The 12152-nt window shown below is 32.3% G+C and carries 13 protein-coding genes; 6 read left to right on the top strand and 7 right to left on the bottom strand.

Going from position 1 to position 12152, the window contains the following annotated elements; genetic code table 11:
- The 5 genes from KCTC32516_RS05235 to KCTC32516_RS05215 form a co-directional block, all read right to left on the bottom strand.
- A complete protein-coding gene (locus KCTC32516_RS05235; RefSeq protein WP_301402502.1) occupies nucleotides 1-468 on the bottom strand; it encodes a hypothetical protein in 468 nt (155 codons plus the stop codon).
- Nucleotides 469-476: 8 nt separating this feature from the next.
- Complete coding sequence (locus tag KCTC32516_RS05230) at nucleotides 477-1196, bottom strand: MotA/TolQ/ExbB proton channel family protein (protein ID WP_301402501.1); 720 nt, start codon at nucleotides 1194-1196, stop codon at nucleotides 477-479.
- A 272-nt stretch (nucleotides 1197-1468) separates the two neighbouring features.
- The gene (locus tag KCTC32516_RS05225) at nucleotides 1469-2500 is read right to left on the bottom strand and encodes an asparaginase (protein WP_301402500.1); all 1032 of its coding nucleotides are present in this window, start codon (nucleotides 2498-2500) and stop codon (nucleotides 1469-1471) included.
- Nucleotides 2501-2696: 196 nt separating this feature from the next.
- The gene (gene lepA, locus KCTC32516_RS05220; RefSeq protein ID WP_301402499.1) at nucleotides 2697-4493 is read right to left on the bottom strand and encodes a translation elongation factor 4; all 1797 of its coding nucleotides are present in this window, start codon (nucleotides 4491-4493) and stop codon (nucleotides 2697-2699) included.
- A 36-nt stretch (nucleotides 4494-4529) separates the two neighbouring features.
- Nucleotides 4530-5642, bottom strand: coding sequence for a TolB family protein (locus tag KCTC32516_RS05215; protein ID WP_301402497.1), 1113 nt, complete (start codon nucleotides 5640-5642; stop codon nucleotides 4530-4532).
- Nucleotides 5643-5708: 66 nt separating this feature from the next.
- Here KCTC32516_RS05215 and KCTC32516_RS05210 point away from each other — a divergent pair, with 66 nt between their 5' ends.
- Nucleotides 5709-6929 carry a M28 family peptidase gene (locus KCTC32516_RS05210; RefSeq protein ID WP_301402496.1) on the top strand — a complete coding sequence of 407 codons (1221 nt, stop codon included), beginning with the start codon at nucleotides 5709-5711 and terminating at the stop codon, nucleotides 6927-6929.
- 83 nt (nucleotides 6930-7012) lie between these two features.
- On the top strand, nucleotides 7013-8014 hold the full coding sequence (gene dusB / locus KCTC32516_RS05205) for a tRNA dihydrouridine synthase DusB (RefSeq protein ID WP_301402494.1): 1002 nt from the start codon (nucleotides 7013-7015) through the stop codon (nucleotides 8012-8014).
- On the opposite strand, the gene KCTC32516_RS05200 is transcribed toward dusB, so the two are convergent.
- On the bottom strand, nucleotides 8015-9220 hold the full coding sequence (locus tag KCTC32516_RS05200) for an ABC transporter permease (protein ID WP_301402493.1): 1206 nt from the start codon (nucleotides 9218-9220) through the stop codon (nucleotides 8015-8017).
- Nucleotides 9221-9277: 57 nt separating this feature from the next.
- The gene (rbfA, locus tag KCTC32516_RS05195; RefSeq protein WP_301402492.1) at nucleotides 9278-9673 is read right to left on the bottom strand and encodes a 30S ribosome-binding factor RbfA; all 396 of its coding nucleotides are present in this window, start codon (nucleotides 9671-9673) and stop codon (nucleotides 9278-9280) included.
- Between the two features lie 62 nt (nucleotides 9674-9735).
- Between rbfA and mce the strand changes: the two genes are divergently transcribed.
- From mce to KCTC32516_RS05175, 4 genes are all read left to right on the top strand, one after another.
- Nucleotides 9736-10137 carry a methylmalonyl-CoA epimerase gene (gene mce / locus KCTC32516_RS05190; RefSeq protein WP_301402490.1) on the top strand — a complete coding sequence of 134 codons (402 nt, stop codon included), beginning with the start codon at nucleotides 9736-9738 and terminating at the stop codon, nucleotides 10135-10137.
- A 73-nt stretch (nucleotides 10138-10210) separates the two neighbouring features.
- Nucleotides 10211-11089 (top strand): cell division protein FtsX, encoded by an 879-nt coding sequence (locus KCTC32516_RS05185; RefSeq protein WP_301402488.1) that lies wholly within the window; start codon nucleotides 10211-10213, stop codon nucleotides 11087-11089.
- A 1-nt stretch (nucleotide 11090) separates the two neighbouring features.
- The gene (locus KCTC32516_RS05180) at nucleotides 11091-11336 is read left to right on the top strand and encodes a DUF3098 domain-containing protein (RefSeq protein ID WP_301402486.1); all 246 of its coding nucleotides are present in this window, start codon (nucleotides 11091-11093) and stop codon (nucleotides 11334-11336) included.
- A gap of 2 nt (nucleotides 11337-11338) precedes the next feature.
- A complete protein-coding gene (locus tag KCTC32516_RS05175) occupies nucleotides 11339-12148 on the top strand; it encodes an undecaprenyl-diphosphate phosphatase (RefSeq protein WP_301402484.1) in 810 nt (269 codons plus the stop codon).
- The last annotated feature ends 4 nt before the right edge of the window (nucleotides 12149-12152 follow it).

Here is a 12152-nt window from a genome sequence, read left to right as displayed (position 1 = left end):
TTAAGATTTAATTAATCCTTTTACTAAATCAAATACAAAGAATCCTCCAGCAATAATTCCTAAGAAGATACTATACCATATTCCAGTACTCACCCATTGGTTTACAGAAGAACCAGCTTCTCCGCCAGGAAGAATTTTCCCTTGTGGATCTGTAACAGCCAAACTATCTCCAGTAAAATAAGCTAAAACTAAAATTACGCCTAAAGCAACTAAACCAAATAAAGTCTTTTTTAAGCTTTCTGGATTTTTAATTAAATTACCTATAGACATTATAACTGCAATTCCTATTGCTAAGTACAATAAACTTGTAGAAAACCAAATAATAGGAGATATTACACTGTTCTGCACTTCCATATTAGTTTCTATAGCAGTAGAATCTTCCATAAAGATTCTAATAAATAGAATAGCACCAACTAATGCCACTAAAGCAATAAAGATGTTTAAAATTTTTGATAGATTATTTTTCATAACTCTAATTATTTTTTATATCTCACTAATAAATCAATTAAAGAAATAGATGCATCTTCCATATTATTTACAATACTATCTATTTTAGATACAATATAATTATAAAATATTTGTAAAATAATTGCTACTACTAATCCAAATACCGTTGTTAATAGGGCTATTTTAATACCCCCTGCTACAACTCCTGGAGAAATATCGTTTGCAATTGCAATTCTATCAAATGCTTCAATCATCCCAATCACAGTTCCCATGAAACCTAACATTGGTGCTAAAGCAATAAATAAAGACAACCATGAAACATTTTTCTCTAATAATCCCATTTGAACTCCTCCGTATCCAACAACAGCTTTTTCTGCAGCTTCAACACCTTCGTCCATTCTGTCTAATCCTTGATAGAAAATAGAAGCAACTGGTCCTTTAGAGTTTCTACAAACTTCTTTAGCAGCTTCTACACCACCAGAACTTAATGCTTCATCAACACTAGCAACTAATTTCTTTGTATTGGTTGTTGCCATGTTTAAATAAATAATTCTTTCGATGGCAATTGCTAAACCTAAGATTAAGGCTACTAATACAATTCCCATAAATTGAGGATCTCCTTCAATAAAACGTTTCTTTAATTCTTGGTGGAAAGTTTCTGATTGAGCTGCTTCTTGTGCAAAAGTTGATTGAATAGCTCCAAAAAACATGAATCCTGCTACTGTTAGGATGTTTGATACTTTTTTCATCTTTGTTATAATTAATTTTTAATAGTTAACGGGTTTAAAGATATTGATTTTAATTTCAAATCAACAAAAAATGTCTTTACAATTTCTTAAATTCAAATTATTGAAATTCAAATTTTATCGTTTTGAGAGTGCCAATTAACAAAAAAATGTTGATTCGCTAAAAAAAAACAGCAAATTTTATGCTTAAAAAGTGAAATTTAACTCAATTCTATACTAATTTGATATTGAAGAGTGTTTTACACCATTAATTTTACATGAAATTTTGTTTTTTCTTAAAAACTTAATTCCCCTCTTAATGGTTTTTCAAATACTTTTTTAAACTCTTTATTCGATATTTTTTCACCTAATAAATACATTAATTTTGCAATGGCAGATTCAGTCGTAATATCTTTTCCGTCTATTACCTGAATTCTTTTCAGTTCCACACTCGTTTCATAATGTCCTAAAATAACACTTCCTCCAATACATTGTGTAACATTAACAATTTGTATGCCATTTTTTATAGCTTCTTCTAACAACTTGATAAACCACGGGTATGTTGGCGCATTTCCAGAGCCATAAGATTCTAACACAATGCCTTTTAGGTTTTTAATTTCTGTAATACTTTTTACCACTTCCTCTCTAATACCTGGAAATAATTTTAATACAACAATATGATTATTTAACGCTTTACGAACAATAAGATGTGCACCTTTTGTTGTAGGTTTTAAAAGCAGCTCATAATTAAAATGTAAATGCACACCACTTTCCGCCAAAGGCGGATAATTTAAAGACGCAAACGCTTCAAATTGTTCTGCATTTACTTTTGTGGTTCTGTTTGCTCTGTACAATTTATATTCAAAATACAAACAAACTTCAGAAATTACTGGTTGATCATCTTTTCTGGCACAAGCAATTTCTATGGATGTAATTAAATTCTCTTTTGCATCGGTTCTTAAATGACCAATCGGCAATTGTGATCCTGTAAAAATTATTGGTTTAGCTAAATTTTCTAACATAAAACTTATTGCTGATGATGTATAAGCCATCGTATCCGAACCCGTTAACACAACAAATCCATCAAATTTAGAATACTTATCTTCTATCACTTCTGCGATAGTTACATAATATTCTGTGTTCATATTAGAAGAATCGATTGGCTCTTTAAAGGAATAGGTATCAATGGTACAATTTAACTGAACTAATTCTGGAACTCTATCTAAAAGTTGCTCAAAATTAAATGCTTTTAACGCATTGGTTTCGTAATCTTTTACCATTCCAATCGTTCCTCCAGTATAAATAAGTAAAATTTTTGGTTTTGTCATTTTTGATGTCTGTAATAGTCGGGTAAATTTATCATTAATAATTTGATTTCAAACAAAAACTCCTTTCTGATGTCTCAAAAAGGAGTTTTGTCTTTATTCTTATATCTTGCTTTTTATCTCTTTAAATCTAAACTTCTAAAAATCCAAACATCTTTTTTCTTTCCTTTAGAAAGATGTCACAAAGTGACAGATAGGATTAATCATTCAACTTTAAAACCGCCATAAATGCTTCTTGCGGAATCTCTACATTTCCAACTTGACGCATTCTTTTCTTTCCTTTTTTCTGTTTTTCTAATAACTTACGTTTCCGAGAAATATCTCCACCGTAACATTTTGCAGTTACATCTTTACGCAATGCTTTTGTAGTTTCTCTAGCAATAATTTTTGCTCCAATTGCTGCCTGAATAGGAATATCAAACTGTTGTCTTGGAATTAACTCTTTTAATTTTTCAACTATTTTCTTTCCAATAGAATAGGCGTTATCAGCATGTAAAAGTGCCGAAAGCGCATCAACAGGTTGTGCATTTAATAAAATATCTACACGTACTAATTTTGATTCTCTCATTCCGATTGGCGAATAATCAAAAGAGGCATATCCTTTAGAAACGGTTTTTAATCGATCGTAAAAATCAAACACAATTTCTGCCAACGGCATGTCAAAAGTCAACTCAACTCTTTGCGTTGTCAAATACGTTTGATTGGTGATTTCTCCACGCTTTTCGATACACAAACCCATTACCTGTCCAACAAAATCAGATTTTGTAATGATGGATGCTTTGATATAGGGTTCTTCTACTCTATCTAAACTTGATGGATCTGGTAAATCTGTCGGATTATTTAAAATGATCACCTCATCTGGATTTTTTCTTGTAAAAGCATGATACGAAACATTGGGAACCGTTGTAATAACCGTCATGTTAAACTCACGCTCTAAACGTTCTTGAATGATTTCCATGTGTAACATTCCTAAGAATCCACAACGAAATCCAAAACCTAAAGCGGCAGAACTTTCTGGCACAAAAACCAAAGAAGCATCGTTTAGTTGCAATTTTTCCATAGAAAAACGCAACTCTTCGTAATCTTCTGTATCAACAGGATAAATCCCTGCGAAAACCATTGGTTTTACATCTTCAAACCCGTCAATTCTTTCTGTAGTCGGATTTGCAGCATCTGTAATTGTATCTCCTACTTTTACTTCTTTCGCTGTTTTAATTCCTGTAATTAAATACCCAACATCACCCGTTTTTACAGATTGTTTTACAACCTGACTTAATTTTAACGTTCCAACTTCATCCGCAAAATACTCATTATTTGTTGCCATGAATTTGATGCGTTGCCCTTTTTTAATTTCTCCGTTTAAAACTCTAAAATAAGTTTCAATTCCTCTGTAAGAATTGTAAACTGAATCAAAAATCAAGGCTTGTAATGGTGCATTTGGATCTCCTTTTGGGGCCGGAATTCTATCAATAATTGCTGCAATAATATTATCAACCCCAAAACCCGTTTTTCCACTTGCATGGATTACTTCTTCTGGATCACAACCTAATAAATCTACAATATCGTCTGTAACTTCTTCTGGATTTGCACTCGGTAAATCTACTTTATTTAAAATCGGAATAATCTCTAAATCGTTGTCTAACGCCAAATATAAATTAGAAATTGTTTGCGCCTGTATGCTTTGTGCAGCATCAACAATTAACAATGCGCCTTCACAAGCAGCAATAGAACGAGAAACTTCGTACGAAAAATCTACGTGTCCTGGAGTGTCAATTAAGTTTAAAATATATTGTTCTCCATTATGCGTATAATCCATTTGGATGGCGTGCGACTTTATGGTAATTCCGCGTTCGCGCTCCAAATCCATCGTATCTAATAACTGATCTTTCTTTTCACGAGCTGTTACAGAACCTGTAAAATCTAACAATCTATCTGCCAACGTACTTTTACCGTGATCAATATGCGCGATGATGCAAAAGTTTCTAATATTCTTCATTAATGATTGATTTCTTATGTGTGTAAATATATGCTTTTATTCTACCCAATCAGCTACAAATAAATTGGTGTCGTGTGTCCCATTATTATTTCGATTGGAAGAAAATATTAGTTTTTTACCATCTGGCGAAAACATTGGAAAAGCATCAAAAACACCATCAAAAGTGATCTGCTCTAATCCGGTTCCATCCAAATTAATCATAAACAAGTTAAATCCATCGTGTTTTGCTTTGTGATGATTGCTTGAAAAAATTACTTTTTTTCCGTTTGGATAAAAAAATGGCGCCCAATTTGCACTTCCTAAATCAGTGATTTTTTTCAAATCAGTTCCATCAACATTACATGTGTATAACTCCATCTCTGTTGGCATCACCAATCCTTGCGCTAATAAATCTTTATATTCTTTAATTGCTTCTGGAGTTTTTGGTCGTGACGAACGGAAAATTAATTTTGTTCCATCAGGCGAGAAAAAAGCGCCTCCATCATACCCTAATTCGTGCGTTATTTGTTTTACATCTGATCCGTCAATATTCATGGTAAACAATTCTAAATCGCCAGAACGCGTAGAAGTAAACACAATTTTATCTCCTTTTGGAGAAACCGTTGGCTCTGCATCATATCCAGGTTCGTTGGTTAATTGCTTTGTAATATTTCCTTTTAAATCTGCTACAAAAATATCGAACGAACTATAAACTGGCCAAATATATTTGCCTCCGTGATCTTCTTTTTTTGGTGCTGGCGGACAAGCTTCGCCTGATAAATGCGTAGAGGAATAAACAATTGATGTATCACCAGGTAAAAAATAACTACAGGTTGTTCTTCCTTTTCCTGTGCTAATTAATTGTGGTCTTTTTCCGTCAGAAAGTACCTCATCAGCATTCATCATAAAAATTTGATCACATGCCAAACCCCATTCTTTTGTGTTTGATTGAAACGTGATTTTTGTTCCATCAAAACTCCAATAAGCTTCCGCATTATCTCCTCCAAAAGTTAATTGTGTTACATTTTTTAAATGTATTTCTTTGGGATAATGTTTTACGTTTACAATTTTTGTTGCCCCAGATTCTGCATCGGTTTTATCTTTTTTAGCTGTTTTACACGAAACGATTATAAGTGCAAAAATCACCAAATAAATACCTCTCAATTTCATTCTCTACTAATTTAATTTTACAACTAATAATTATTAGTTATTTTTGACAAAAATAATACATATCCCATGAAAAACTTACTAATTTTAATCTTTTTATCACTACTAGTTTCTTGTAATAAAGAATACAAACCTGAACATAAAATTAAAGAAGATGTTTCTTTTTTAGCTGATGATAAATTAGAGGGAAGACAAACAGGAACTCCGGGTGAAATGAAAGCTTCTGAGTACATTAAAAGCAGATTTGAAAAATTAGGTTTAACACCAAAGGGAACGGATGGATTTTTTCAATCTTTTACCTTTAAACCAAAAACACATCCACACGAAGAAGTAAAATTTACAGAAAACGCAGATGGGACAATTACCGGAAGAAATGTGGTTGGATTTATAGATAATAAAGCAAAAAACACTGTAATTATTGGAGCGCATTTTGATCATTTAGGGTATGGTGGCGACGGTTCTTTATACAGAGATTCTATCAAAGCAATTCATAACGGAGCAGACGACAACGCTAGTGGCGTTGCGGTTATGTTAAACTTAGCGAGTAAATTAAAAAAAACCAATACAAAAAACAACTATTTATTTATCGCTTTTTCTGGTGAAGAAATGGGGTTGTTAGGTTCTAATTATTTTGTAAAAAATCCAACAATCAACACAAAAGCTGTTTCTTATATGATCAATATGGATATGGTTGGCAGATTAAAAGACAGTACTTTGGCAGTTTACGGAACAGGAACTTCTCCTGTTTTTAATCAAATATTAAAATCTGATAACACCGATTTTAAATTGATTTTAAAAGAATCTGGAGTTGGACCAAGCGATCATACAAGTTTTTACTTAGCAGACATTCCTGTGTTGCACTTTTTTACAGGACAACACTCAGATTATCACAAACCAAGTGACGACACTGAAACGTTGAATTACAAAGGAATGACAAGCATCTCTAATTACATATATACGCTGATTTTTGATTTAGATGACAACGGTAAATTAGCGTTTACAAAAACAAAAAACGAAAGTGAAGAAACACCGCGTTTTAAAGTTGGTTTGGGTGTGATTCCAGATTATATGTACGACGGAAAAGGAATGCGTGTTGACGGAATTTCTGAAGACAAACCAGCTCAAAAAGCAGGAATTCAAAAAGGGGATGTTGTTATTGAATTAGGCGGCAATAAAATTACAGATATGATGAGTTATATGAAGGCTTTATCTGTCTTTAAAAAAGGAGATAAAACAACTGTTGTTGTAACTAGAAATGGCAAAGAAGTAAAAGCTGATATTCAGTTTTAACCATAAAAAAATAGAATGATAATACCTGTTAGATTAAACCCCAACAGGTATTTTTTTTGAGATAAAATAAGTATTTTTGCGCCATGGTTAAAATTGGAAACATAGAATTGCCAGATTTTCCGTTGTTGTTAGCGCCAATGGAAGATGTAAGTGATCCACCATTTAGAGCTTTGTGTAAAGAAAACGGTGCAGATGTTGTGTACACAGAATTTATTTCTTCTGAAGGATTGATTCGTGATGCAGCAAAAAGCGTCATGAAATTAGATATCTACGAAAAAGAACGTCCAGTTGGAATTCAGATTTTTGGTGCCAATTTAGAATCGATGTTAAAAACGGTTGAGATTGTTGAAAAATCGAATCCAGATATTATTGATATCAATTTTGGTTGTCCTGTAAAAAAAGTAGTTTCAAAAGGCGCTGGAGCAGGGATTTTAAAAGACATCGACCTAATGGTTTCCTTAACCGAAGCGATGGTAAAACACACCAATTTACCAATTACCGTAAAAACTCGTTTGGGCTGGGACGAAGACTCAATCAAAATTGTAGAAGTTGCAGAACGTTTGCAAGATGTTGGTTGTAAAGCAATTTCTATCCACGGAAGAACGCGCGCACAAATGTATAAGGGAAACGCCAATTGGAAACCAATTGCAGAAGTAAAAAACAACCAAAGAATGCACATTCCTGTTTTTGGAAATGGCGACATTACATCCCCAGAAAAAGCCATGGAAATGCGTGATGTGTACGGATTAGACGGCGCCATGATTGGCAGAGCTTCAATCGGTTCTCCTTGGTTTTTTAATCAAGTAAAACATTATTTTAAAACGGGCGAACATTTGGCTTCTCCAACAATTGCAGAACGTGTAGAACTTGCGCGCAGGCATTTAAAAATGGCGATTGATTGGAAAGGTGAAACTTTAGGCGTTTTAGAAACGAGAAGACATTACACCAATTATTTTAAGGGAATTCCGCACTTTAAAGAATATAGAATGAAAATGGTTACTTCTGACCATGCAAATGATGTCTTTGCTGCTTTTGACGAAGTTTTTGAAAAATTTGGTGATGCTGTAATTCCAGATTTTAGTTAATTACTTTTCAATAAAGTTAGCAGAAATTCTGCTACTTGCAATTTTTGAAGCTAGAAATCCTAAAATACTAATAGTAATTGCTACAATAAATAAGTTCATAAATCGAAATTCTACCGGATACGGAATCGATTGTGTGATCATAAAAAAAGCAAATTGTTTTTGTAATAAAATCAAAATTGTTCCGATTAACAATCCGATAAACAATCCAAAAAGCGTTAATAAAAATCCTTGTAGCACAAAGATTCTTTTAATCTCTTTTATGGTAACACCCAAGTTAAAAAGCGTTTTTAAGTTTTGCTTTTTATCAATAATCATCATGATGATTGCGCCAATTACATTAAACAATGCAATAATAATAATGAGCGTAAAAATCAAATACGAAATCAATCTTTCTGTATTTAAAACCTTATAGGTTATGGCGTTAAACTGTCTTTTTGTTGCTACTTTAAAATGGTTTCCTAATGTTTTTTGTAAGTTGGCAGCAAAATCATCCGCATTTATATTTTCGTTTAAACGCAACTCAATTGAAGTGACTTGATTTTCTTGGTAATTCAATAATTTTTGCGCCAATTTTAAATTTACAAATACATATTTATTTGCAAATTCTTCCATTCCGGTATACACACCAGAAACTTGAACATCGGCAGAATTAAATGCAGAAGATGCGCTTAGAATTAATCCTTTTTCGGCTTTCGGAACTTTAATTTGTAAGGGTTCGCCAAAATTTAAAATGCTCAACGATAATTTATCAGAAATTCCAAAACCAATTACTGCGGTATTGATAAATTTTGGATCTAACCACTGACCCACATTTAACGTAGAATCTATTCTTGTAATCGACATATAATTATCGCTCACACCTTTTACATAGGCAATTTGATCTCTTTGTTTGTATTGTAAAAATGCCCGTTCTTCAACCACATTTGCAAATGCTTTAATTTCTTTGGATACTGTTAAAAGTGATGTAATAGAATCTGAAACCACAAACGATTTTCCTTTTGTCGCTGTAATTTTTATATCAGGATCAGAATAATCCAACATATTATTGGTAAAAGAATTAAACCCAGAAAATCCTGAAAGAATAATAAACAAGGCCAACGAACCCACGATTACACCGAATGATGCAATAATGGTAATAATATTAATGGTATTGTTTCCGCTTTTGGCGAATAAATACCTCTTGGCTATGTAAAAAGGAAAATTCACAATTTTTGTATCAAATCAATACAAACTAAGGGCAAAAAAAGTTGTGAAGCAAACAAATTAACGTTTTTGACGTCTTGGCAACACTTCTGGGTTTTTAATCGGATTTACATCTTCGCCTTTTAAAGACTTATCAATTTCTTCGATATAATCTAAAGAATCATCTCCAAAAAATGATAATTCTGGCATTTTACGCAACTGATTTTTGGTGCGTTTTGCCATTTCGTGTCTAATTAAAGAAGTATTAGACTGAATTCCTTTGACCAATTCGTCTCTTTTTTCTGATGGAAAAATACTCAAATACACTTTTGCGATACTTAAATCTGTAGTAACAGTTACTTTAGAAACCGAAATAATAGTTCCTTTCATGCCGTCTTGTGCCGCTTTCTGAAGCACATCAACCAAGTCTTTTTGAATTACTCCAGCAATTTTTTTCTGTCTATTTGTTTGTTCCATGCTGCAAATTTACGCATAATTCCCAAAAGAATGTTTATTTTTGATGGATAGAAAACGATCTAATGGACAAAATTGAACATATTGGAATTGCCGTAAAAAGTTTAGAAAAATCGAATGCCTTATTTGCTGCGCTTTTTGGAAAACCACATTACAAAACTGAAGAAGTGAAAAGCGAAGGCGTAAAAACTTCTTTTTTTGATGTTGGCCCTAATAAAATTGAATTGTTAGAAGCAACAAATTCTGAGAGTCCAATTGCTAAATTTATCGATAAAAAAGGTGAAGGAGTTCATCATATAGCATTTGCAGTTTCAGATATCAAAGCAGAAATAGCGCGTTTAAAAACTGAAGGATTCACCGTTTTAAATGAAGTACCAAAGCCTGGAGCAGATAACAAATTGGTTGCTTTTTTACATCCAAAAACTACCAACGGAGTTTTAATAGAATTGTGTCAAGAAATTGAATAGTTAAAATACTGCCAACTGTTACTGCATACTGTTTACTAATTATTATCTTGCGAACTAGAATTCAATAGTATCTATGTCTACATCTTTTGACAAATATCAAAAACGAAGATTGCGCTCTTCTTACTTTTCTGTAATTGTAAGTATTTCGTTGGTATTATTTATGGTTGGCGTTTTAGGATTGATTTTATTAAAATCTACAAGTGTTGCCAATCACGTGAAAGAAAAAACGGCAATGACCTTGTTTTTAAAAGACAATGTTACTAAAAAAAACATCGAAGATTTAAGAACTTCTTTGTTAAAAGAAAAATTTACCAAACAAATTGTATACATTTCTAAAGAGGAGGCTGCAAAATTTCACAGCAAAGATTTGGGTGAAGATTTTGTGCAATTTTTGGGAACAAATCCATTAAAAAACGGAATTGACATCTACGTAAAAGCCGAATTTGTTACGCCAGAAAAAATGGCGGAAATCGAAAAAAAGTTTCAAAAAAACGCCTTTGTTTTAGAAGTTTCTTACGACAAACCTTTGATTGAGTTTTTAACAAAAAACATTCAAAAAATTAGTTTTTGGTTGTTAGTTGTGAGCGCATTTTTCGCATTGATTTCTATTTTATTAATCAACAGTGCTTTGCGTTTATCGGTCTATTCTAAACGATTTAATATCAAAACCATGCAAATGGTTGGCGCTACAAAAAGCTTTATTAGAAAACCCTTTATTTTACAAGGAATGAAATTAGGTTTAATTGGTTCTATCATTTCATTAATTGGTTTAGGAACCGTTATTTATTACACAAATAAATACATCCCAGCCTTGCAATTGCTAAACGATTATGCATTGTTAAGCTATTTATTTGGCGGCGTTTTAGTGGTGGCATTTTTAATTACTTGGCTAAGTACTTATTTTGCAACACAACGTTTTTTAAATTTACAAACTGACGAATTATACTATTAATATGAGCAAAAAAGAAAACAACACAAAACCAGAATTTCTTTTTGGTAAAAGAAATTATATCATTATGCTAATTGGCGCTGCTTTTATTGCCTTAGGATTTATCTTAATGGCTGGCGGCGGAAGCGACGATCCGAATGTTTTTAATCCAGAAATTTACAATTGGAGACGTATTCGATTAGCACCAACTTTGGTCATTATCGGGTTGGGAATAGAAATTTATGCAATTTTAGCAAAACCTAAAAAATAAGCATGAATTTACTCGACGCAATTATTCTGGCAGTTATAGAAGGAATTACAGAATATTTACCTGTTTCATCTACAGGACACATGATTATTGCTTCTTCTTTTATGAAAATTGCAACCGATGATTTTACCAAATTGTTTACCATAGTTATTCAATTAGGTGCAATTATGTCTGTGGTGATTTTGTACTGGAAACGCTTTTTTCAAAGTTTCGCTTTTTACTTTAAACTCTTGGTCGCTTTTATTCCTGCAGTAATCTTAGGATTGCTTTTAAATGATGTAATTGATGAATTATTAGAAAGTCCGGTTACCGTTGCAGTTTCTTTAATTATTGGCGGATTTATTTTATTAAAAGTGGATGATTGGTTTAAAGCAAACGAAAAATTCGATGCAGAAAATCCGACTGCACACACAGAAATAAGTTATTTAACGGCTTTAAAAATTGGCTTTTTTCAATGTTTGGCAATGATTCCTGGAACTTCAAGAAGTGGCGCATCAATTGTTGGTGGAATGACGCAAAAAATCAACCGAAAAACTGCCGCAGAATTTTCATTTTTCTTAGCTGTACCAACCATGTTTGGTGCAACACTTAAAAAAGGATACGATTATTACAAAGCTGGTTTCGAGTTAAATTCTGATCAAATTAATTATTTAATTCTTGGAAATATTATTGCTTTTATTGTTGCCTTAATTGCCATTAAATCTTTTATTGATTATTTAAGTAAAAAAGGATTTAAAATCTTCGGTTATTACAGAATTGTATTAGGAGTTAGCCTTTTAATAATTCATTTTTTTATCTACAGATTAACGATTTAATTTG

The sequence above is a fragment of the Polaribacter huanghezhanensis genome, assembly GCF_030444335.1.
GTDB lineage: Bacteria > Bacteroidota > Bacteroidia > Flavobacteriales > Flavobacteriaceae > Polaribacter > Polaribacter huanghezhanensis.
The sequence above is the reverse complement of the archived record's forward strand: the minus strand, read 5'-3'. Positions and strand labels throughout refer to the sequence as shown.

What these genes read in the sequence shown, in the direction of transcription:
- KCTC32516_RS05235 (WP_301402502.1), bottom strand. Translation starts at nt 468, where the DNA reads ATGAAAAATAATCTATCAAAAATTTTAAACATCTTTATTGCTTTAGTG.
- KCTC32516_RS05230 (WP_301402501.1), bottom strand. Translation starts at nt 1,196, where the DNA reads ATGAAAAAAGTATCAAACATCCTAACAGTAGCAGGATTCATGTTTTTT.
- KCTC32516_RS05225 (WP_301402500.1), bottom strand. Translation starts at nt 2,500, where the DNA reads ATGACAAAACCAAAAATTTTACTTATTTATACTGGAGGAACGATTGGA.
- lepA (WP_301402499.1), bottom strand. Translation starts at nt 4,493, where the DNA reads ATGAAGAATATTAGAAACTTTTGCATCATCGCGCATATTGATCACGGT.
- KCTC32516_RS05215 (WP_301402497.1), bottom strand. Translation starts at nt 5,642, where the DNA reads ATGAAATTGAGAGGTATTTATTTGGTGATTTTTGCACTTATAATCGTT.
- KCTC32516_RS05210 (WP_301402496.1), top strand. Translation starts at nt 5,709, where the DNA reads ATGAAAAACTTACTAATTTTAATCTTTTTATCACTACTAGTTTCTTGT.
- dusB (WP_301402494.1), top strand. Translation starts at nt 7,013, where the DNA reads ATGGTTAAAATTGGAAACATAGAATTGCCAGATTTTCCGTTGTTGTTA.
- rbfA (WP_301402492.1), bottom strand. Translation starts at nt 9,673, where the DNA reads ATGGAACAAACAAATAGACAGAAAAAAATTGCTGGAGTAATTCAAAAA.
- mce (WP_301402490.1), top strand. Translation starts at nt 9,736, where the DNA reads ATGGACAAAATTGAACATATTGGAATTGCCGTAAAAAGTTTAGAAAAA.
- KCTC32516_RS05185 (WP_301402488.1), top strand. Translation starts at nt 10,211, where the DNA reads ATGTCTACATCTTTTGACAAATATCAAAAACGAAGATTGCGCTCTTCT.
- KCTC32516_RS05180 (WP_301402486.1), top strand. Translation starts at nt 11,091, where the DNA reads ATGAGCAAAAAAGAAAACAACACAAAACCAGAATTTCTTTTTGGTAAA.
- KCTC32516_RS05175 (WP_301402484.1), top strand. Translation starts at nt 11,339, where the DNA reads ATGAATTTACTCGACGCAATTATTCTGGCAGTTATAGAAGGAATTACA.